Genomic DNA, 21079 nt, shown 5'->3' with positions numbered 1-21079 from the left:
GTCACTCGGTTTCTGTGAGGGGTGCGGAGTCGGAGGAGTCGAGCCAGTTCTCGGGAGGCGGGAGCAGCTGCTCCATCCGGTCCCAGAACTCCTCGGGGAGCTCGGCGGTGGCCGCGCTCACGGTGGTGGCGATGCGCTCGGGCCGGCTGATGCCGACCACGGTCGACGAGATGCGCGTGTCACGGGTGGAGAAGCGGAGCGCGGCGGTCGCGAGATCCGTCCCGTGGTCACGGCACACCTCCCGCATCGCCGTGATCGCAGAGAGAGTCGCCGGGCGGGCGGGCCGGTAGCCGTACTGCGTCCGGGACCCCGAGTCGTCGGCGAGGATCCCGCCTCCGAGCACCGCGGCGTTGAGCACCGCGAGCCCGTCCGCCGCGGCGCGCTCGAGCAGGGGGCCCGCGCTGCGGTCGACGAGCGTCCAGCGGTTGTGCACGAGCAGCACGTCGAACACGCCGAGGTCGAGGTAGCGCGACATCACGCGCACGTCCCCGCCGGCGAGGCCGAGGTGCCCGATCTCGCCGCGGTCGCGGGCGGCGACGAGCGCCTCGACGGCACCGCCCGGCCCGGTCATCCGCTCGAAGGAGTGGAACTCGGGGTCGTGCAGCTGCACGACCGGGAGCGGGTCGATGCCGAGCCGCTCCCGGCTCTCCTCGAGCGAGGCGCGGATGCGGTCGCCGCTGTAGTCGCCGTCGAGCGGGTCCACCTTCGTCAGGACGAGGGCGTCCTCGGGCAGCCCGCCGTACTCGGCGACGGCCCGTCCGATCCGCTCCTCGCTCCGGCCACCGGAGTAGCCGTTGGCGGTGTCGATCGTGCGGATCTCGCTGTCGAGGACCGCGAGCACGACGTCGATCGCGTCGCGCTCGGCGACGGAGTACCCGAAGTTCTCGGGCATGCTGCCCAGCGGAGCGCCGCCGAGGGTCACCGGGCTGACGCGCAGTCCGGTCGAGCCGAGCGGGGCGAGCTCCCAGCCCACGGATCAGGCTCCGGTGGCCGCGTGCACGAGGCCGTCGGGATCCGTGTACAGATCGAGGCCGGCGGCGGAGCCGACGGGGACGGCGCCCGCGGGCGGAGCGCCCTCGAACTCGGCGGCCACGAAACCGGTCGAGGCCACCTGCGCGGCACGGTGCGACTTCTCGACCCGGGAGTAGGTGAAGATCTCGAGCGACGTGTCGCCGTCGCGGAGGAAGTCGATCTCGAAGCCGCGCGGGTCGTGCGCCTGGTGGATGCCCGCCATGCGCGTGAAGCCCAGGGCTCCGAAGTACTCCTCGGTGGCGGCCAGGTCCTCGACGGTCTCGGCGACGTGGTCGAAGCGCGGGCGGTCGGGGCTGCCCAGTCCCCAGTCGCGGTCCACGGCCTCGCGGTCGTAGACCTCGTGGTACTGGAGCGGCCCCTCGACCAGTTCGAGCAGGGTGCCGTCGGGGTCGTAGAAGAAGGTGATGCGCACGTCGCCCTCTGCGTGGATCGGCTCGAGCTGGAAGGGCACCTCGGCCTCGTGCAGAGCGGCGACGCGCTGGTCGAGATCGGCGACCTTGAAGCCGATGTGGCGGAAGCCCGCCTGGAGGTCGTCGGGCTCGAAGGTCGACGGCTCCGCGCTCTCGAGGCGGGCGAGGCGGATCACGGCGGTGACGGCGTCGAGCACGGCGGAGTCCTCGGACTGCTCGACCACCTCCACTCCGAGGAACCGCGTGTAGAAGTCGACCGAGCGGGAGACGTCGGTCACGTGCAGGAGGACGGAGCGAATGGCCACGGGCCAGTCCTTTCTGGAGAGGGGGCCGGAGCCCGGGGTCGGCGACGATGTCGACGAAAGAAACTATATAACCTTTTGATAGTAAGTTCGGACGAGAGAAGAAGCAGGGGCCGCGATGGCCGGGGTCACGCCCGGCGGCGGGTGTCCGGGTCGGCGCGCAGGCGCTCGATCCGGGTGTGCGGCAGCAGCACGTGCTGGAGCGCGAGGGTCGCCGCTCCGATCGCCGCCGCATCGAGGCCGGGATCCGAGAGCTCCACCTGCACGCTGTGCACGGCGCGGGCGCGGGCGAGCCGGGTGACCCGGTCGCGCACGGAGCGCACGTAGACCGCTCCCGCATCCGCGAAACCGGGACCGGCCAGGAAGAGCCGGTCCAGGTCCAGGAGGTTCACGGTCGACAGCACGGCGGCCGCGACCGCCGAGGCCGAGCGCTCGATCAGGGCGCGGCAGCGGGCCTCCCCGCTCGCCGCGGCACGGGCGACGGCGTTGAAGTCGTGCCGGAGGCGATCGTCGTCGCCCGACAGGTCGAGCTCGGCGGCGAGCGCGGCGTCCTCGAGGGCGCGCGCCACGACGGCCCGCGGGGCGGCGACCATCTCGAGGCAGCCCTGCGCTCCGCACCAGCAGTCGGGGCCGTCGAGGTCGACCACCATGTGGCCGATCTCGCCCACGTTCGACGACGCGCCGCGGCTGACGCTCCCGCCGACCATGAGCCCGAGGCCGAAGCCGTTGGACATGTAGAGCGTGGCGAAGTCCTCGGTGGCGGGGATCCGGCCCACCCAGAACTGGCCCAGCGCCGCGCAGGCGGCGTCGTTGTCGCGGACCACCGGCAGGCCGATCCGGGTCTCGAGCGCCTCGCGCACCGCGAAGGAGTCCCATTCGTCGGCGGTGAGCGAGAGCCGGCCGGCCCCGGTGTCCAGGTCGAGACCCGCTCCCGCGACCCCCACGCCCACGACGTCCGACGGGGGGATGTCGAGCTGGCGGAACAGCTGCTCCAGCTCCTCGGCGATGCGGGGCACCACGTCGGCGGGGGCCGACTTGCCGATGCCGGCCGAGACCAGCTGCCCCACGACGGAGCCGCCCAGATCCACGACGACGTAGGTGAGGCGCTCGTCGTCGAGCGAGACGCCCACGGCGTAGCGCGCTCGGGGGTTGAGCTCGAGCAGGCTGCGCCGCTTGCCCCCCGTGGAATCGCTGAAGCCCGTCTCGATCACCAGGCGGTCCTCGATCAGGGACTTCACGATGCGCGTGATCGACGTGGCGGTGAGCCCCGACATCTCGGCCAGCTCGATCCGGCTGACGGTGCCGCTGGAGCGGACCATGTCGAGGATCGCGCTGCGGGTGTTCTCGGAGGAGGGGCCGATGCGCCGCGTGAGGCTCACGTCGTCTCCCCGACCACGACGAAGGGCTCGGGGGCCCGGGCGGAGGAGCGGTCGGCGCCGTCGATCGCGTGGAGGATCCGCTCGCCCAGCAGGGCGCCGATCTCGGTGCCGCGGCGGTCGAGCGCGGTGATCGAGGGACTGGCGCTCTGGCAGAGGGCGGAGTTGGTCCACGAGACGATCGCGACGTCCTCCGGGATCCGCGACCCGCGCTCGCGGAGGGCGCCGAGGGCCGCGGCGGCGTGGACGTCGCTGTCGAAGACGAGGGTCACCGGACCCGCCTGGACGGCGGCGATCGCGGCGGAGACGGCGGAGTCGACCCCGCGCTCGACCCGCACCACGTGGAACAGGTCGTCGCCGCCCGCGGTCTCCACCGCCGCCGACCGGGCCGAGCCGATGCCTCCGTCGTCAGGACCGGTGATGTACACGGCCGTGTCGTGCGACCGGGTGGCGAGGAACGCGCGCAGCACCGAGAGCGAGGCGTCGAAGTCGACGGACACCGCGGGGAAGTCGACCGTGAGCGAGGAGTGGACCACGCCCGCCAGGGGGAAGCCGAGGGAGCGGAGGAGCTCCACCCGGCCGTCCTCGCGGTGGACGTCGAGCAGGGCGACCGCGTCGATCCCGCCCACCTCGGCCCAGTGGCGGTAGGCCCGCTCCTCCGCGTCGCGATCCTCGACGACGCGGGTCACGAGTCCTCGACCGGCCTGGAGGAGGGGATCGGCGAGGGCGTGCACGAGTGCTGCGACGAAGTGGTCGTCGATGCTGCTCGCGGGAACGGCGAGTCCTACTGCGCTCATCTCTCCTCCTTCCGTCCGGTACTCGTTCATCTTGCCCGCATCATCGGCCGGCCGGGTCGCGTGCGGCCGGCCGACGACGCGCTCCTACTTGATCGCACCGGCCGCCATGCCGCGCTCGAACTGCTTCTGCAGGGCGATGTAGGCGACGATCGTGGGGATCGCCGTCACGACGGCGGCGGCGAGGATCTTGGGGGTGTCGTCGTTGTACTGGCGCCGGAAGAACTCCGGCAGCAGGGTGACGACGCCCATGTCCTCGTTGATCAGGAACACCTTGGGCAGCAGGTAGGCGTTCCAGGCGTTGATCAGCACGAGCACGATCAGCGCGACGGCCATGGGCTTCGCGAGCGGCAGGAGGATCGACCAGAACATCCGCCACGTCCCCGCCCCGTCCAGGCGGGCGGCCTCGAAGAGCGTGTCCGGGATCCCGTCGACGTAGCCGCGGGTGATCAGCACCGTGAACGGGATCTGCAGCGCGGCGATCGGCAGGATCACCGACCAGAAGGTGCCGAGCAGGTCGAGCTGCACCGCGGTGGCGTAGAGCGGGGCGATGAGCACGACCTCGGGCAGCGTCAGCGCGGCCATCATCATCCAGAAGAAGACCTCCTTGCGCCGGATGCGGAGCTTCGAGAAGCCGAAAGACGCCATCATCGTCGCCAGGTAGATGATGACGATCGACCCGCCCGCGACGATCGCCGAGTTGAGGAAGAAGCGCGCGAACCCGGGCACTGCGAGGACGGCGGCGTAGTTGCCCCAGCCGGCGCCGGCGAACGAGCGCGTGACCATCGCGTAGATCGGGATCGCGAACGGGATGATCGCGATCGTCACCACGAGCTGCAGCAGCAGCCGGGCGCGCACCGAGCGGGTCTCAAACACGGGGGGCCTCCTTCGTCACCGGCACGACCGGCACGCGCTCGCGTCCGCGGACCTGGATGATCACCGACGTGCCGACCGCGATGACCAGCAGGATCACCGAGAGGGCCGCGGCGTAGCCGAGGTTCCGCGAGGACCCGGCGGTCTCGGCGTAGATCATCGTCCCGAGGAACTCGGACGAGTGCGCCGGCCCGCCCTGGGTGAGCAGCCAGACGTTGTCGAAGAGCTTGAGCGCGGTGATGAAGTTCAGCACCGCCAGCGACACCGTGATCGAGCGCAGGTTCGGCAGCACGATCGAGAAGAGGATGCGGAGGTTCCCGCCGCCGTCGATCCGCGCGGCCTCGAGCATCTCGGGGTCGATCTGCGCCATGCCGGCGTAATAGAGGATGAAGCCGAACCCGACCGAGCCCCAGCAGCCGACGACGATGATCACCAGCAGGGACGTGGCGGACTGGCCCAGCCAGCCCTGGGAGACGGCACCGAGGCCGACGGCGTCGAGGATCCGGTTCAGGGTCCCGTCGGTCTGCCAGACCTGGATGTGCGCCGGGGCCAGCGTCGCTGGAGCGACGACGACCGGGATCACGATGATCACCTTGTAGACGTTCGCGAGCAGGATCCTCGAGTGCATCGCGGCGGCGAACAGCACGCCTCCGAGCACCTGCACCGCGAACACGACGACGAAGTAGACCGCCGTGTTGCGGATCGCGCCCCAGAACACCGGGTCGCTGAACGCCTGCACGTAGTTGTCGACGCCGACCGGGATCATCCGCTGCCGGCCGCCGCCCCACTCGAAGAAGGAGAGGTAGCCGGAGTAGAAGATGCTGTAGTAGATCAGGCCGACCGAGAGGATGAACCCGGGGAGGATCCAGGGCAGCCCCCCGGGGAGGAGGTGCGAGACCCTGCGGATCGGGCCGCCGGGCTTCTCCTCCCGAGGGGGCCGGCCGGTGCCGGTCGGACGCTGGACCGTCGCGGTCATGGCGAGGTGTCTCCGATCCCGATCACGCCGCTCAGTCGATCCCGATGGAGCTGGCCTCGGAGCCCGCCTGCATGTCGGCCGCGATCTGCTCGATCGTGCGGTCGAGGGTCGGGTCGAGCACCTGCTGGATCGCGATGACCACGGCGTCGAGCGTGGTCTCGGTGGTCTGCCACTGGCGCGACTGCTCGGTCGAGGTGCTGGCGGCGAGGAGCTCCTCGATCGCGGGGCGCTGCACGGCCTCGTCGACGAGGGACACCTGCGACCAGTCCGGCTCGATGCCCTGGAGCGCGGGGAGCAGGTCGAGGGCGTTCGCCACGTTCTGCTGACCGTTCTCGGACATGGTCATCCAGGCGACGAAGGTCTTCGCTGCGGCGATGTTCGGCGAATCGCCGTTGATGGCCAGCCCGTAGTCGGCCTCGCCGAAGTAGGCCGATCCGTTCCCCTTGCCGGCGACGTCCGGGAACGGAGCGGGCAGCTGCACGAAGCAGGTCGGGTCGCTCACTCCGGCGGCCTCCATGGCCGACTTGCAGGACTCGGCGCCCGAGTACTGGGTGTACCAGAAGCCCATCTGCACCATCGCGGCGTCGCCCTTCATGAAGGCCTCGTTCGCGAGCGGGTACTGGGTGCCGTCGAGGGCGTCCGGGCCGATGATCCCGTCCTCCTTCATGTCCTTGATGATCTGGAGGACCTCGATGCCCTGCGGGTCGTCCCACTTCGCCTCGCCCGTGGCCGCCTCGATGAAGAAGTCGGGATCGACCGAGTTGGCGATCGCGTGGTACAGCTCGCTCGGGAAGGTGTCCTCGCCGCCGGCGCCCATCGTGAAGCAGGTCTTGCCGATCGCGGCGACCTTCTCGCAGGTGTCGACCCAGGAGTCGTAGTCGGTCGGCATCTCGGCACCGGCCTCGTCGAGCACGTTCTGGTCGTACCAGAGGAACCCGGCCGACATCCCGCCGAGGGGGAGCGAGACGAGGCGGCCGTCCGAAGCGGTCAGCTGGTCGGTGTAGCCGCCGCCGAGCCTGGTCGACCAGTCCTGGCCGAGGGTGTCCTCGGCCAGCGGGGCGAGGTCGATGGCGTAGGGGCCCCAGGTGTCGGGCGATCCGCCAGCGGGGGAGAGGTCGAAGACGTCGGGGCCCTCGCCGGAGTCGAGCGCCGGGGTCAGCGCGGTGCGGAAGTCGACGTTCTCGAAGTTCTTGTAGGTGACCTCGATGTCGGGGTACTCCTCGTTGAACGCCGCGATGTAGCGCTCGGCGACCGGAGTGTCGGGCGTCCAACCCCACCAGGTCACCTGGCCGCTGTCCGAGGGGGCGGCGGATTCGTCGCCCGCGTCTCCACCGGCGCTGCAGCCGGCGAGCAGCAGGGAGGCGGCCGCGACGACCGCTGCGGCCGCGAGGGGGAACTTGCTCATCCTGAGTCCTTCCATCACTTCTTCGTGGGGAGTCCGCCTCGAGGGTCACGGTGCGGCGGGGCGTGAGCGACGGCCGGTCGTGGGAGGTGGTGGTAGCGACGCTAGCCGCGTCGAAGTCGTTTGGGAAGTACTAACGTTTCTTTTGTTATTAAGTTCGCGACGACGTCGGTCGTCCGCGTTCGGGAGGGGCAGCGGGTGAGTGCGTCGGGGCCGGGCGCTGCGGCGGCCGGGGCGGGCGCGGTCAGCGGGAGCCGGTCAGCGCGAGCAGACTGCTCAGCCCCTCCTGGCTGCCCGGCCAGTGCCGTCGGATCGCCTCCGGCCCTGCGCGGCGGATCGCGAAGCGCAGGACGAGGGCGACGACGAGGACGTCGTCCGCGACTCCGAGCACGGGGATCACGTCCGGGATCAGGTCGATCGGGAGCAGGAGGTAGCCGAGCAGGCCGACCAGCGACCAGCGGACGGTGCGCGGCACCGTCCGGTCGGCGAGGAGGGCGCGGAGGAGCCGGACGACGTCCGGGATCAGGCGCAGCGCCTCCCGCCAGTCGATGGCGCGGCCCCTCCGCCGCTGCTCGCGCCAGAGCACGAGGACGAGCGCGCACCAGACGAGCACGGCGCCGCCGAGCACGGCGAGGGCGAGCGCCCACCAGCCGTCGGCGGTCATCGGGAGACGGGTGCGGGGCGGGTCACTCCGTCACCGTAGCGAGCCGCCGGGCGCGAGCGCGGCTCCGAAGCGGTCGGGGAAGTGTGCGATCTGCAGGTACTTCGCACAGGAATGCGGTTCCCGCCGCGGCACGAGGGCGGAGGGGCGCCGGATCCCCTGCAGATCGTGCATGCGCACACCCGCAGAGGGTCCGATGGGGGGCGAGCGCTACTCCGCGTCGCCGTCGAGCCGGTCGCGGACCGAGGTCTGCACGTCGATGCGCTCCTTCCGCACCGAGTCAGAGACGGTGCGCATCTCGACGATCCGGTCGACGAGCACGCTGACCCGCTCGACGGGCACGACGCGGGTCGTCGGCACGAGCTCCTCGGCGTGCAGCACGAAGGTGATCGGGGCGGGAGGCTCGGCATCGATCGCGGGCCCGGCGCCGTCGATCGGCTCGCGCTCGATGACCAGCTCCTCGCGGCGCAGCGGCACGGTGACCGTGCGCTCCTCCGTCACGACGACGCGGCGGATCCGCACCCTCTCGGTGGCGGTGCGCGCGGTCGTCGCCGAGAGGCGCTCCTCCGAGCGGATCACCGTGACGGCGTCGTCGGACGGGTGGTCGGCCGGGGGTCGGCTGTCGGGCACGGGGTTCCTCACGGGCTGCGGAGTGGGAGGGGTGCCGGCGGCGGGTGGGGTCCCGCCGCCGGCGACGGGGATCAGAGTCCGTCGCGGTCGCGACGTGGGGTGACTCCGTCGTCGTCGACCTCGATCTCCTCGTGGCGGACGTCCTCGGTGACCTGCTGCTGCTCGGTGACCGTCTCGGTGCCGAGCGAGACGCGCTCGACGGGGACCGTCTCCTTCGCGGCGACGACGCGGTCCTCGGTCAGCACGACCTCGTGCTCCTCCTCGCTGAGCTCGGGGCCGGAGGTGGCGGCGCCGACGTTCGCGTCGGTGATGGGCTCGCGGACCACGCGGACCTCGTCGTGCGAGACGGGGACGGTGACGCTCTCCTGCTCGGTCACGATGTGCTTGCGCAGGCGGGCGCGGCCGGTGGTGACCTGCTCGGTGCCGACGTGCAGCTGCTCCTCGGAACGCGTCATGGCGTCGTCGGTGGTCGGGCCGGAGGTGTCGCGGCCGACGTTCGTGTCGACTCCGGTGGTGCCGGTGCCGGTCGCGTCGAGCCCGGTGGTGCCGGTGCCGGTCGTGGTGTCGGCGTAGCCCGCCGCGCCGTCGACGCCGTCCGAGACGGAGGCGGCGCCGGAGAGGTTGTAGTAGCGGTACAGCTCGGCCTCCTCGTCCTCGGTGAGGGAGCCGTCGGCGTCGACGTTCGGAGCGTCCTTCACGAAGGACTTGTCGTACGGGACGGTGAGGCGGTCGCCGTCGAAGGAGGCGCCCTCGAGGGGGACGAAGGTCTCCTTGGTGCCAAAGAGGCCGGTGCGCACGGTCGCCCAGACGGGGTTCCCGGTGTCGTCGGCGAGATAGACCTGCTCGACCGAGCCGATCTTGTCGCCGTCCGATCCGTAGACGGTCGAGCCGTAGATGCTGTCGATAGCGGTGGTGTCGATCATGGGACTTCCTTGCTTCTCGAGTTCCGGTGGGGCGGAGGAAGGACGGCCCGAGTCGACGCCGTCCTCGATGCCGACGGTAGGCAGGATGGCCGCGGAGCGAAGGCCCGTTGACAGTTCCCTCGGGCGGGGGAGTATGCTCCCGCGCCTCTCCTGAGGAGGCACCGAGGTTGGGAGCGTGAGGCGGCGAGTTTGGAGATCATCCCGTCGCGGACCGCCGTCGCCTCGCCCGCTCACGCTCTTGTGGGCGCGTCCGGACTGTCGCTGCCCGACGGCTTCGAGCGAGAGCGGGGGCGATGCAGCGCGAGCAGTGCGGTCACAGCACACGAGAGGACGAGTGCGCCGTACCCGTACGCGATCTGGTCGGGTGCGAGGACGTCCGCGAGGCGTCCCGCGGCAAGTCCCGGGATCGCGGCGCCGCTGTAGGAGATGAGGTAGAGCGTCGCGAGGAGTCCGGCGCGAGCTCGAGAAGCTCATCCTCTCCACCCTGCGGACGCGGTTCGAGATCCGCCTCGACGACATCCCGTCCTCCGCCGATCCCCGCGACCACTCCTTCCGTACAGCGTTCTGACCCGCACCAGGACCCTCTCCGGTGCTGCCGCTGCGACTGCTCGGACCCGATCCTTCGACTTCCACTGCGCCCGTTCGTTCCGTGTACGACCCACCTAGGAAGCACACCCATGAAGAACATCACTGCTCGATCCTCAGAAGGCCCCCGCAACGTCGGCCGCCGGAGCATCCTGCTCGGCGCCGCGACAGCTCCCCTCGCTGTCGCACTCGCCGGCTGCACGCCCGCCGCCTCCGACACCCCGTCACCGAGGACTGCCGCCGGCACCACCACGAGCACGGTCGCCTCAGCGACCACGCTCTCCGGCCGCCGGATGCTCGCAGAGCTGGAGGTGTCGAGCGTCGGACTGGGAACGCAGACGCTGCACGGGCTCCTCTACGGCCCCGTCTCCAGCCGCGAGAACGTCGTCGACCTCATCCGCACCGCCGTCGATCAGGGCGTGACCTTCTTCGACACCGCGGAAGCCTACGGACCGTTCGAGTGCGAACGGATCCTCGGCGAGGGACTGCGATCAGTGCGCGACGACGTCGTCATCGCGTCGAAGTTCGGGTGGAACGTCGACCTGGAGACCGGACAGATGCTCGGAGGCTTCAACAGCCGCCCCGACCACATCCGCGACGCCGTCGACGGGATGCTCGAGCGCCTCGGAACCGACCACATCGACCTGCTCTACCAGCACCGAGTCGACCCCGCCGTCCCGATCGAAGATGTCGCCGGGGCCGTCCAGGACCTCATCTCCGAAGGGAAGGTGCTGCACTTCGGGCTCTCCGAGCCGGGCCTGGAGACGATCCGACGCGCCCACGCCGTCCAGCCGCTGACCGCGATCCAGAGCGAGTACTCCCTGCTCTGGCGTGGACCTGAGGAGGGAGTCCTCCCGCTCTCCGCCGGGGTGGTGATCTCGACCGCTGCGACGAGGTCGTCCTCGATGGTCAACGTGACGTCCTGATGGGAGGGACCGGACCCGTACCACCCCTCTGCGAAGTACTCACCGTCCTCGTACGACGTCACCTCGACGTCCGGGGCCGGCGAAGGGTTCGTGGGAGTGACGACGGGTGCGGGGGCCGAAGCGGTCGCGTTCTCGGACGCGGTCGATGTCCCGGGCTCGGCCTGTTCACTGGAGCACGCGGACGTCATCGCGCTGAACGCGATCACCCCGAGAGCCGCGGCGGTCCGTTTCGTGGTGCTGCGTGCACGTGTGCCGGAGAAGTGAGTCGATGCGGGCATGCGGGCAACGCTAGGCGCGGACCGGCAGAGGAGGGAGGGACCAGTACTACCCCGATGATCCTGGGGAGACCCCTCGCGTAAGAGGGTGAGTACCAGCCACTGCCGCCCCGCTCAGGTGCTGCCTACGGTGATGCATGGCGGGACGGAGTTCTCGGCGGTGACTCGCCGGCCTTCATGGCCGACGCCGACGCGGAGCTGTCATCCGACGGCCGCGACCACTGGCCAGTGGTCGTGGCGAAATCGGCCGCTCTGCACGAGATCGCCCCGCTGCTGAGCGTCGAGGACCTCGCGCGGCGTGCGATGCCGGTACTCGTCGTCGCCGGGGACGACGACGAGGTGCGATTCGAGGACCTCGTCGAGATGTGTGCGGCATCGCCTGACGGCGAGTGGCAGCTCAGCCCTTGAGCCCGCCGGCGAGGAGGTCGGCTCGCCAGAACCGCTGCAGGACGAGCACGAGGATGATCAGCGGGATGACGGAGACCGCGGAGCCCATGATGACGAGCGGGTAGAGGTCGGAGTCGCCGGCGCCTTTCGAGAGGAAGGTGTAGAGCCCGAGGGTGATGGGGTACTTGTCCTGGTCGCTGAGCATGATGAAGGGGAGCAGGAAGTTGTTCCAGATGCCGACGAACTGGAGCAGGAACACGGTGACGAGTCCCTGGGACATCATCGGCAGCGCGATCGCCCCGAAGATGCGGATCTCGCTTGCGCCGTCGATGCGGGCGGCTTCGAGGGTGTCGTCCGGTACGGCGGCGGCGGCGAAGACGCGGCAGAGGAAGATGCCGAACGGGTTGATGATGACGGGCAGCAGCACGGACCAGTAGGTCCCGGCGATACCGACGCTCGCGAGCAGCAGGTACTGCGGGACGGCGAGCACGATGCCGGGCACGAGCACGCCCGCGAGGATCGCGGCGAAGAGCGTGTCGCGGCCTCGGAAGCGGAACTTGGCGAGTGCGTAGCCGGCCATGGCCGAGACGAGGGTCGAGGCGACGGCGCCGACTCCGGCGTAGAGGACGCTGTTCAGTCCCCACTGCCAGAACTGCCCTCCGCCGTAGGCGCTGAGCGCGACGAGGTTGTCGAGCATTCCGGAGCCGGGCGCGAACGAGAAGGTCGTGAACAGTTCGCGCGGCGACTTCGAGGCGGCGATGACCACCCAGAGGACGGGGACGAGGCAGTACAGGGCTCCCAGGAGGAGCGCGGCGGTGGCCAGGGTCGAGCCGAGCGGTCGGCGCGGTGCTCGGGGAGGAGTCCGACGGTCTCCTCGAGCGGACGTCGCCCGCTGCTCCTGAGCGTCGGTGGGGGCGGAGGAGTGCAGTGCGGTGCTCATCAGTTGTCTCCGAAGGTGCGGCGCTGGAAGAAGCGGAGGACGAGCAGCGAGAAGCCGAGGATGCCGATCGCGAGGACGACGGAGGCGGCTGCAGCGCCTCCGAGGTTGTCGTTGGTGAACGCCTCGCGGTAGATCTTCATCAGAGGCACCCAGGTCGACGAGATGGTCGTCGTCAGGGGCCGCAGGGTCGCGGGTTCGCTGTAGAGCTGGATGGTGCCGATGATCGAGAACAGGCCGGTCAGAACGAGCGCCGGGGTCACGAGCGGGATCTTGATCCGCCAGGCGATCTGCAGCTCGTTCGCCCCGTCGATGCGGGCCGCTTCATAGATCTCGGTGGGGATCGCTCGGAGCGACGTGAAGATGATGATCATGTTGAAGCCGACGCCGGACCAGAGCGCGATGTTGGCCAACGAGAAGTACAGCGCGGGGCCCTCGAAGAAGCCGACGGATCCGCCGCCGAGCGCACGGGTGATCCAGCTCACCGGGCTCGTGCTGGGCAGGTAGAGGAAGCCCCAGAGCAGGCTCGCGATGACGCCGGGGACGGCGTAGGGCAGGAAGATGACGGTCCGCGAGAAGCTTCGGGCCCTCACGCGCGGAGTGTCGAGCAGGAGCGCGAACAGCAGGGCCAGGCCCAGGACGCTCGGGATCGCGATGAGTCCGTAGAGCAGGACCCGGCCGAGGCCCGCGACGAACTCCGGATCGGTGAGCGCGGCGACGTAGTTGTCGAAGCCGACCCAGGTCTCCACGCGTCGGCCGAAGGCGCCGCCCCCGTCGACGACGAAGCCGCGGAAGCTGAGGTAGATCGCGTAGAGGATCGGGATGATCAGGAAGGCGACGAAGAAGGCGATCGCCGGTCCGGCGAACATCCACGGCACGAGGGCGCTGCGCGCTGATCGGCGCCGGGTGGTGGCGGGTGGTCGCTCCCGCAGGGCGGTGCTGTCGACGGTGGCTGACATCAGCGGCTCGTGCTCCGTTGCTCGGTGGTGCTGGGGAGTGGTGCGAGGGAGGAGGGGCGGTGGGTGCCGCCCCTCCCGGTGGTCACTCGGTGACCGTGTAGCCCTGCTTCTCGAGGTCGGCGACGACCGCGTCCTGCGTGGCCGTGTAGACGTCGCGGAAGGAGGTCTTGCTCAGCGCCGCCTCGTTGAGGGCGTCGCCGAAGGTCGACGCGGCGACGTTCACGTTGGGGCCCCACACGACCGGCACCGTCGTGTTCGCGATGACCTCGTCGGCGACCTGGTAGAAGTCCGTCTGCTGCGGCATCAGCTTCGGGGGCGCCGCGCTCAGCGTCGCCTCGCGGCCGGCGTTCCCGCCCGGGAAGATGTCGAGGGTGAGCAGCAGCTCCGAGCCCTCGTCCGACGCGCCGAGCCAGGCGGCGAACTTCGCGGCCTCCTCCGCGTGCTGCGACTTCTCGGGAACGAGGTAGGCGGATCCGCCGAGGAACGGCACGGCCGCGTCGCCGGCGGTCCACTGCGGAAGGGGTGCGGACTCCCACTTGCCCGCGGTGTCCGGGGCGACGGAGTAGATGACGCTCGGTGCCCAGGAGGCGGCGGCCCAGCTGAGGATCTTGCCGCTGTTGGCCTTCGCGTTCCACTCCGGAGTGAGCAGGGGCTCGACCGTGACGAGGTCGCGATCAACCAGGTCCTGCCAGAAGTCGGCGGTCTGCAGCGACTCCTCGCTGTCGATGTCGACCGACCAGGAGTCGCCGTCGTTCGTCCACCACTGAGCGCCGGCCTGCGCGGCGTGCGAGGCGAAGAACTCGAACTGGGTCGCCGAGAAGCTGGCGATGTACGCCTCCGGGTCGGCGGTGTGGATCTTCTCGGCGGCGTCCGCGTACTCGGCCCAGGTGGTGGGGACGGCGACGCCGTACTGCTCGAAGAGGTCGGCGCGGTAGGTCAGCATCATCGGGCCGATGTCCTGCGGGACCCCGTAGACCTCGTCGCCGAACGTGGTGAGGTCCCAGATGTTCTGCTCGACGCCGCCCTTCACATCGGCGACGTCCTCGGTGATGTCCTTCACCGCTCCCGAGACGACGAGCGACGGCAGGGCGAAGTACTCGACCTGGACGACATCGGGCGCCTCGTCCGCACGGTCGGCGGCGAGGAGCTTCGAGGCCGTCTCGGCGGTGCCGCCCACCTCCGAGAGCTTCACCGTGACGTCGGGGTTCTCCTCGTTGTACCGGTCGATGATCGCCTGAGCGGCGGGGTCACCACCCTTGAGGCTGTACGTCCAGAACTCGAGCTCGACCGGGCCGCCGGCCTCAGCGCCGCTGGAGCAGGCGGACAGCGAGAAGGCCAGTGCTGCCGCGGCGAGCACCCCGCCCGCTCGGATGGTGCGACGGCGGCGTGCTGCTGCCGAGGCGTGTGCAGTTTCGGAACGGGCTGCGGACATCCCACATCTCCTTCGACGTGTACCCGCCCCGGTGAATCCCGGGTGCGGTGCGGTGCTGTTGAGGGCTCTTGGCGCCCGGACCTATGCTGATGTTAACGTTGTCATCTGTCAAGCGCATCAGCGCCGCATCTCGAGGGAAGCCATGGCCGTCTTCACCAACCCCGTCCTCCCGGGGTTCCATCCCGACCCGTCGGTCTGCCGGGTCGGCGACGACTACTACCTCGTCGTCTCCTCCTTCGCCTACCTCCCCGGCATCCCCCTGTTCCACAGCACGGACCTCGTGTCGTGGACCCCGATCGGCCACGTCTTCGACCGCCCGGACGTCATCGACCTCGACGGCCTGGACGTCTCCGACGGGCTGTGGGCTCCGACGATCCGGCACCACCGCGGTGTCTTCTACGTCGTCACCACCATTGCCCGCGAACGGCAGGGGATCCTCACGCTGCTCGCGACGGCCACCACCCCCGCTGGCCCCTGGTCCGACCCGGTCACCCTCGACGCGGAGGGGATCGACCCGTCCCTCTTCTTCGACGACGACGGACGCTGCTGGTTCACGGGATGCCGCGACGCGCTCCATCCCGCCGTCGGAGGGCCGGGGGAGCTGTGGATGCGCGAACTCGACCTCGACACGCTGCGACTGATCGGTCCGACGCACGTCCTCTGGCACGGCGCCGTCCGCGGAGCGTGGGTCGAAGGGCCCCACATCCACCGACGCGGCGACGACTACTTCCTCATCGCGGCCGAAGGGGGCACCGAGGGGAACCACTCGGTCACCGTCGCTCGCGCTGAGACGGTGGCCGGCCCTTACACAGGCGACCCTCGGAACCCGCTCCTCACCCATCGGCACCACGGTCCGGAGGAGCTCATTCAGAACGTCGGCCACGCCGACCTGGTGGAGACGGCGACGGGGGAGACCTGGGCAGTGCTGCTCGGCACCCGCCCGAGCGAGGGACACCACGTGCTCGGCCGCGAGGTGTTCCTGGTACCGGTGTCGTGGAGCGCGGCGGGGCCGGTCTTCGCCCCGGGCACCGGCCGCGTCCGGAGCTTGGAGACGCGACCACGGATGACCGCGTCGGCCGAGAGCAGTGCGACGAGTCGCCGCGAAGCACCGGATGGATCCGGTCTGCGTCCGGACGTGAACGGTGCGCTCGGACCGGAGTGGCTCTCCCTGCGCGCGCTTCCCCCTCGCTGCCCCGATGGCGTGCTCTCGCTGCCGACCGGATCGGGGACCCTCGCCGGTCGCGGCCGCCCCTCGTTCGTCGGCCGCAGGCAGACGTCGATGCACTTCACCGCCACCCTCGTCGTCGACTTCGCACCGCTCGAGGCGGGGGAGGAGGCGGGGCTGGCGCTGCACCAGGGCGAGTCGGGGCACGTCACGGTGACCGTGCGCCGCGGGCGGGAGGGGCGCGAGCTCGTCCTGTCGGAGTTCGCCGCAGGTGTCCGCACGGACACGGCTGTCGCGGAGCTGCCGGACGGCGACGTCGAGATCCTGGTGGGCGCGGCGGGCCTCGACTACACGATCGCCTTCCGGCCCTCCGGTCACCTGCTCCCGACCCGGCTCGGGCAGGCGGATGGACGACTGCTCAGTACGCAGACCGCCGGCGGCTTCGTCGGAGTCCTGCTCGGCCCCTATGCCACGGCGAACGGACACCGGTCCACCGCATCAGCGCGGTTCCCGCACTTCGACTACCTCGACGTGAGTGCAGAGGAGGACGTGCGCAGCGCCTTCGCGGAATCAGCCGCTCGGCTGGTTCCGGCGGTCTGACCGACCAGTCCGCTCCTCGGCGCAGCGGTGCTCTCACGCAGGACGAGGTCCGGGGGGATCCGCGCCACACGCGGCGCGTCCCCCCGCATCATCTCGGTCAGGATCCTGATGGAGAGCGACCCGAGATTCACGAAGTCCTGACGGACGGTGGTCAGGGCCGGCACGAGGTACCCGGCGCCCGCGATGTCGTCGAAGCCGACGAGGGACACGTCCTCCGGCACGCTGACACCTCGACGCGCGAAAGCGGCCAGGACACCCATGGTCATGTGGTCGTTGCCCACGAAGATCGCCGTCGGCAGAGCCTCCGGCCGCTCGAGCAGCTCGTTCGCGAGACGGAATCCGCTGTCGGCCGTGAAGTCGCCCTCGAGCAGCAGGCCCTCGCCTCGACCGGCGGAGTGCAGTTCTGCACGCCACCCCTCCACGCGCGCGCGAGCATCGAAGGTGCGCAGCGCGCCGCTGATGTGAGCCACCGAAGAGTGCCCCAGCTCGAGCAGGTGACGGACGGCCAGGCGGGCCCCGAGCACCTGATCGAGCTCGACGAAGCTCAGACCGGTCCCCTCGACCTGACCCGACATGACGACCGTCGTGGGGACGCGCGTGTGAACGGACGCGAGCGCCTCCACGGCGAGCGGACGGTCGGCGATGACGGCGATGCCCTCGACGGCCTGATCCGACAGCCTGCTCAGCGTCTCCTCCAGGTCGCCCTGGTCGCCCCCCTGCCAGCTCGCGAGTGTCACCCAGAATCCGGCGCTCTTCGCCTCGCTCTCGACACCGAGCAGGATCCGCGGCAGCTCGAACAACTCCGACCCGGCGATGACCACTCCGATCGTCGACGATCGGCCGCTCTTCAAGGCTCGCGCGAGGCTGTTCCGGCGATAGCCGAGTTCCTCGATCGCGGCCTCCACCTTCGCGCGCGTCTCCGGCCGGACGGGAGGGTGCCCGTTCAGGACCCGCGACACCGTCACATGCGACACGCCTGCCAACCGAGCCACGTCCACCATGCCGGGTGCCTTGACCATGGATCCTCCCGACATCGCTGTGAGCTGTACCGACGCCGAAGATTGCGCAAGCGCCATGACAACGTTACCCGTAGCAGACCAAGGACCCACGGGATCGTGAGCACGACTGTCCGACGGCAGCCCCGCGTGGCCCCGCTACGGCCGTCGGTACGGAGCGGGGCCACGCGGGGCTGCCGCTCCGCTACTTGATCGAGCCGCGCATCACTCCGCTGACCACCCAGCGCTGGGCGAACAGGTAGACGATCAGCAGCGGGGCCATCGCCATGAGGTAGGACGCGAAGGCGACCGTGTAGTTCGTGTTGAACTGCCCCTGGAAGACGTACTCGGCGAGCGGGAGGGTGCGGGCGGCGGGGTCCGAGAGCACGACGAGCGGCAGGATGAAGTCGTTCCACGCCCAGACGCAGGTCAGGATGCCGACGGTGGCGTTCATCGGTCCGAGCAGCGGGAAGATCACCTGCCAGTAGGTGCGCCAGGTCGACGCCCCGTCGGTGCGCGCCGCCTCCTCGAGCTCGATGGGGATCGAGCGGATGAAGGCCGTGTAGATGAACGTGTTGATCGACAGGCCGAAGACCGCGTAGAGCAGGATCAGGCCGACCTGGTTGTCCAGGCCCAGCAGGGCGGTCTCCTTCACGACCGGCAGCATGATGATCGGGAAGGGCACGAAGACCGCGGCGAGCAGGTAGAAGTAGACGCCCTTGAAGAACGGCTTGTCGAGGTTGCGGGCGACGGCGTACGCGACCATCGAGTTCGAGAAGAGCGTTAGGACGACGGCTCCGACCGTGATGAGCGCCGTGTTCACGAACGCCTGAGGGAACCGGGTCGCGGTCCACGCCTCGGCGAAGTTGCCCCACGAGATCGAGGTCGGCAGCTCGAAGCCGGTGCCGCCGAGCTGGTCCGGCGTCTTCAGCGCCGTCACGACGGCGAAGTAGAGCGGCAGGAGGATCGTGAGCGAGCAGACGGCGATCAGCGCGGTCGCCCACCAGTTGATCCGGTAGGTGTCGCGGGAGGGGCGGCGCTTACCGGTGCCGTCCTGGCCGAGGGCGATGGCGGTGGTGGGAGTGACGGTGGCGGTCATCAGAACGACGCCTCTCTGCGGCTGAGGACCCGGAACTGGATCAGCGAGACCACGATGATGATGAGGAAGTAGAGGACGGCGTTGGCCGTCTGGTAGGCGTACTCGCCGCCCTGGAAGCCGCCGCGGTAGATGAGCAGCGTGATCGACTCCGTCGAGGTGCCCGGCCCGCCGTTCGTCAGCGCCACGATGTGGTCGAAGACCTGCAGGAAGTTCTTCATCGAGATGACCATGTTGATGGTGAAGAACGAGGCGATCAGCGGGAACGTGATCGAGGTGAACTGGCGCCAGGTCGACGCTCCGTCGAGCGAGGTCGCCTCGTACAGCTCCCCCGGGATCGTCTGCAGGCCGGCGAGGTAGATGATGATCGAGAAGGCCGACGCCTGCCAGACCGCCAGGACCACGATCGCGACCCAGGCCCAGTCCGGGTTCGCGAGGATGTTCTCCCCGACGACCGGGATGCCTCCGAGGATCTGCGGCAGCGAGTTCGCGAAGAGGTACTGGAACACGTACCCGATGACCAGCGTCGAGAGCACGTACGGGATGAAGTAGATGCCCCGGAACGCGGTCTGGAACTTGATCTTCGCGTTCAGCGCGATGGCGATGGCCAGCGAGATGACGTTGACGAGGATCGTCGCCACGATCGCGAAGCCGAAGGTGAAGCCGTAGGCCTTCCAGACCCGGTCGTCCTGGAGGAGGGCGACGTAGTTGGAGAAGCCGATCAGGTCCCACGCGCCGTAGCCGGCGTAGTTCGTGAAGCTGAAGAAGATGCCGGTGAGCACCGGCACGGTGTGCAGCACGAAGAAGAGGAGGACCGCGGGGATCGTCATCCAGTAGAAGGTCTTCGAGGTGCGGCCGATCGTGCGCTTGCGCGGCGAGCGGGGCGGAGTCGTCGCGAGCGTCTGCGCGGGCGCCGTGGTGGTCGTGGTCATGGGCCGGGTCACTTCCTGGTCGTGCGTGCCGCGACTTTGCGCCACTCACTGTCGAGGGTCCGGAGCGCCGCATCGGCGTCCCCGTCGGCGAGGAACGCCTGGAGGGTGGGGTTGAGCGGGATGCTCGCGGGGATCTGGTGGTCGACGAAGCCGATCAGGCGCCCCTCGGCGAAGTACGGCTGCAGCTCGGCGAGGGTCGGGTCGGCGTTGGGCGCGGCGTCGACGAGCGGCGAGTACGCGGCCTGGCTGGCGACGTACGGCTCGACGACACCGGGGGTGAGCAGGAAGTCGACGAAGCGGCGGGCCGCCTCGAGCTTCGGGGTGCCGCGTCCGATCGCGATCGCGACGTCGACCCCGGAGGTGACGCGGGTCTCGGCGGGATCGTCGAGCACCGGGTAGGGGAAGACGCCGAGGTCGATGTCGGGGTTGTTCGTGCGGACCGGGTTGATCGCCCAGATGCCCTGCGCGTACATCGCGGCCTCGCCGGCGGCGAAGGCCTGATTGCCGTCGTCGTAGCCGCGGCCGAACGCGCCCTCCTGGGTGTAGGAGAAGAGCGTGCCGAGTCGCTCCATCGTGGTCGCGTAGTCCTTCGAGAACGAGACCGGAGAGTCGGGGCCGAGGTCCGCCCCCTCCTGCCGCAGCGCCTCGAAGAAGCCCTCGGGCTGGAGCTGCCCGCCGATGGCGTTGAAGGCGGGGGCGCCGGTCCAGTTGTCGAGCAGGGCGCCGTAGAACGGAGTGACGCCCGCGGCGACCAGGGCGTCGCAGACCGCGATCAGCTCGCTCCAGGTCGTCGGCACCTCGAGGCCGTTCTCGGCGAAGATCGTGCGGTTGTAGAGGATGCCGTCGGCGTTGTTCGCGAACGCGAGGGCGTTGATCTCGTCGCCCTCGAAGCTGCCGAGGTCGGCGAGGATCTCGAGCGCCGCGGGATTCACCCGGTCGACGAGCTCGTCGCCCGTGAAGTCGTGGAAGACGCCGGCTTTCGCGAGGTCCGCGTAGTAGCCGCTGCCGTTCAGGGTCAGCACGTCGGGGACCTTGTCCTTGACCAGGAGCGTTCGGATCGCCGTGTCCGGGTCGGGCACGTTGTTGGCGATCACGCGGATGTCGGGGTTCGCCGCCTCGAAGTCGCGGATGATGCGCGCGAAGTCCTCGACCGCCTCGGCCTTGAACTGGAAGAAGTCGAGGGTGGTCACGCCGTCCGCAGCCCCGGGGGAGGCGCAGGAGGCGAGGGCCGCAGCGGACGCCGCGGCGAGGGGGACGGAGAGGAAGAGCCTCCGGGAGAACCCGGGGGGATCGTGTCGGGGGGTCATGCAGCGCCTCCTTGCGCGGGGGGATGAGATCGAGCGCGCTGGCTCACGAGGTGATGCCGGCGCGGGGATCGGCGAACGGTCCGCCGGTGGAGTGAACGAGGAAG

General features: G+C 69.9%; 21 protein-coding genes. 4 read left to right on the top strand and 17 right to left on the bottom strand.

Annotated features, from left to right (window positions below):
• Position 1: 1 nt before the first annotated feature.
• The 10 genes from LRG51_RS09610 to LRG51_RS09565 form a co-directional block, all read right to left on the bottom strand.
• Positions 2 to 973 (bottom strand): aldo/keto reductase, encoded by a 972-nt coding sequence (locus LRG51_RS09610; protein WP_230672464.1) that lies wholly within the window; start codon positions 971 to 973, stop codon positions 2 to 4.
• 3 nt (positions 974 to 976) lie between these two features.
• A complete protein-coding gene (locus LRG51_RS09605) occupies positions 977 to 1747 on the bottom strand; it encodes a VOC family protein (protein ID WP_055785658.1) in 771 nt (256 codons plus the stop codon).
• A 125-nt stretch (positions 1748 to 1872) separates the two neighbouring features.
• Positions 1873 to 3123, bottom strand: coding sequence for an ROK family transcriptional regulator (locus LRG51_RS09600; protein WP_230672463.1), 1251 nt, complete (start codon positions 3121 to 3123; stop codon positions 1873 to 1875).
• The gene (locus LRG51_RS09595; protein ID WP_055785665.1) at positions 3120 to 3917 is read right to left on the bottom strand and encodes a substrate-binding domain-containing protein; all 798 of its coding nucleotides are present in this window, start codon (positions 3915 to 3917) and stop codon (positions 3120 to 3122) included. Before LRG51_RS09595 ends, LRG51_RS09600 begins: the two co-directional genes overlap by 4 nt.
• An 84-nt stretch (positions 3918 to 4001) precedes the next feature.
• Positions 4002 to 4790, bottom strand: a complete 789-nt coding sequence (locus tag LRG51_RS09590) for a carbohydrate ABC transporter permease (RefSeq protein ID WP_055785668.1) — start codon at positions 4788 to 4790, stop codon at positions 4002 to 4004.
• The gene (locus LRG51_RS09585) at positions 4783 to 5763 is read right to left on the bottom strand and encodes a carbohydrate ABC transporter permease (RefSeq protein ID WP_230672461.1); all 981 of its coding nucleotides are present in this window, start codon (positions 5761 to 5763) and stop codon (positions 4783 to 4785) included. The genes LRG51_RS09590 and LRG51_RS09585 overlap by 8 nt, the downstream gene beginning before the upstream one ends.
• A gap of 31 nt (positions 5764 to 5794) precedes the next feature.
• The gene (locus LRG51_RS09580; protein ID WP_230672459.1) at positions 5795 to 7168 is read right to left on the bottom strand and encodes an ABC transporter substrate-binding protein; all 1374 of its coding nucleotides are present in this window, start codon (positions 7166 to 7168) and stop codon (positions 5795 to 5797) included.
• Between the two features lie 241 nt (positions 7169 to 7409).
• Positions 7410 to 7829: a YkvA family protein gene (locus LRG51_RS09575; RefSeq protein ID WP_107574272.1), complete on the bottom strand. Its 420-nt coding sequence runs from the start codon at positions 7827 to 7829 to the stop codon at positions 7410 to 7412.
• Between the two features lie 207 nt (positions 7830 to 8036).
• Positions 8037 to 8456, bottom strand: coding sequence for a YsnF/AvaK domain-containing protein (locus tag LRG51_RS09570; RefSeq protein ID WP_230672457.1), 420 nt, complete (start codon positions 8454 to 8456; stop codon positions 8037 to 8039).
• 71 nt (positions 8457 to 8527) lie between these two features.
• Positions 8528 to 9379, bottom strand: coding sequence for a DUF2382 domain-containing protein (locus tag LRG51_RS09565; protein WP_230672455.1), 852 nt, complete (start codon positions 9377 to 9379; stop codon positions 8528 to 8530).
• A 677-nt stretch (positions 9380 to 10056) separates the two neighbouring features.
• On the opposite strand from LRG51_RS09565, the gene LRG51_RS09560 reads away from it, so the two are divergent.
• The 3 genes from LRG51_RS09560 (at position 10057) to LRG51_RS09550 (ending at position 11573) form a co-directional block, all read left to right on the top strand.
• Positions 10057 to 10890: an aldo/keto reductase gene (locus LRG51_RS09560; protein WP_230672453.1), complete on the top strand. Its 834-nt coding sequence runs from the start codon at positions 10057 to 10059 to the stop codon at positions 10888 to 10890.
• Between the two features lie 96 nt (positions 10891 to 10986).
• On the top strand, positions 10987 to 11154 hold the full coding sequence (locus LRG51_RS09555; RefSeq protein WP_230672451.1) for a hypothetical protein: 168 nt from the start codon (positions 10987 to 10989) through the stop codon (positions 11152 to 11154).
• Positions 11155 to 11342: 188 nt separating this feature from the next.
• Entirely contained in the window at positions 11343 to 11573 is a 231-nt protein-coding gene (locus LRG51_RS09550; protein WP_230672449.1) for a hypothetical protein, read from the top strand.
• Here the strand turns inward: LRG51_RS09550 and LRG51_RS09545 are convergent.
• From LRG51_RS09545 to LRG51_RS09535, 3 genes are all read right to left on the bottom strand, one after another.
• Entirely contained in the window at positions 11563 to 12492 is a 930-nt protein-coding gene (locus LRG51_RS09545; protein WP_157603020.1) for a carbohydrate ABC transporter permease, read from the bottom strand. The two genes, LRG51_RS09550 and LRG51_RS09545, sit on opposite strands and share 11 nt — an antisense overlap.
• Positions 12492 to 13448, bottom strand: coding sequence for a carbohydrate ABC transporter permease (locus LRG51_RS09540; RefSeq protein WP_055785696.1), 957 nt, complete (start codon positions 13446 to 13448; stop codon positions 12492 to 12494). Before LRG51_RS09540 ends, LRG51_RS09545 begins: the two co-directional genes overlap by 1 nt.
• An 82-nt stretch (positions 13449 to 13530) precedes the next feature.
• The gene (locus LRG51_RS09535) at positions 13531 to 14880 is read right to left on the bottom strand and encodes an ABC transporter substrate-binding protein (RefSeq protein WP_230672447.1); all 1350 of its coding nucleotides are present in this window, start codon (positions 14878 to 14880) and stop codon (positions 13531 to 13533) included.
• Positions 14881 to 15022: 142 nt separating this feature from the next.
• On the opposite strand from LRG51_RS09535, the gene LRG51_RS09530 reads away from it, so the two are divergent.
• Positions 15023 to 16645, top strand: coding sequence for a glycoside hydrolase family 43 protein (locus tag LRG51_RS09530; protein ID WP_230672445.1), 1623 nt, complete (start codon positions 15023 to 15025; stop codon positions 16643 to 16645).
• Here LRG51_RS09530 and LRG51_RS09525 read toward each other — a convergent pair.
• The 4 genes from LRG51_RS09525 to LRG51_RS09510 all read right to left on the bottom strand — a co-directional run bounded on the left by LRG51_RS09525 (position 16567) and on the right by LRG51_RS09510 (position 20975).
• On the bottom strand, positions 16567 to 17664 hold the full coding sequence (locus LRG51_RS09525; protein WP_230672443.1) for a LacI family DNA-binding transcriptional regulator: 1098 nt from the start codon (positions 17662 to 17664) through the stop codon (positions 16567 to 16569). The two genes, LRG51_RS09530 and LRG51_RS09525, sit on opposite strands and share 79 nt — an antisense overlap.
• A 181-nt stretch (positions 17665 to 17845) precedes the next feature.
• The gene (locus tag LRG51_RS09520; RefSeq protein WP_082480923.1) at positions 17846 to 18739 is read right to left on the bottom strand and encodes a carbohydrate ABC transporter permease; all 894 of its coding nucleotides are present in this window, start codon (positions 18737 to 18739) and stop codon (positions 17846 to 17848) included.
• Positions 18739 to 19668 (bottom strand): carbohydrate ABC transporter permease, encoded by a 930-nt coding sequence (locus LRG51_RS09515; RefSeq protein WP_055785705.1) that lies wholly within the window; start codon positions 19666 to 19668, stop codon positions 18739 to 18741. The genes LRG51_RS09520 and LRG51_RS09515 overlap by 1 nt, the downstream gene beginning before the upstream one ends.
• Positions 19669 to 19676: 8 nt before the next feature.
• Entirely contained in the window at positions 19677 to 20975 is a 1299-nt protein-coding gene (locus tag LRG51_RS09510; RefSeq protein ID WP_055785707.1) for an ABC transporter substrate-binding protein, read from the bottom strand.
• Between the last annotated feature and the right edge of the window lie 104 nt (positions 20976 to 21079).

The sequence above is a fragment of the Rathayibacter sp. Leaf248 genome, assembly GCF_920939495.1.
In the GTDB taxonomy this organism is placed as follows: Bacteria; Actinomycetota; Actinomycetes; order Actinomycetales; family Microbacteriaceae; genus Rathayibacter; species Rathayibacter caricis.
This window is presented reverse-complemented; position numbering and strand designations above follow the sequence as displayed.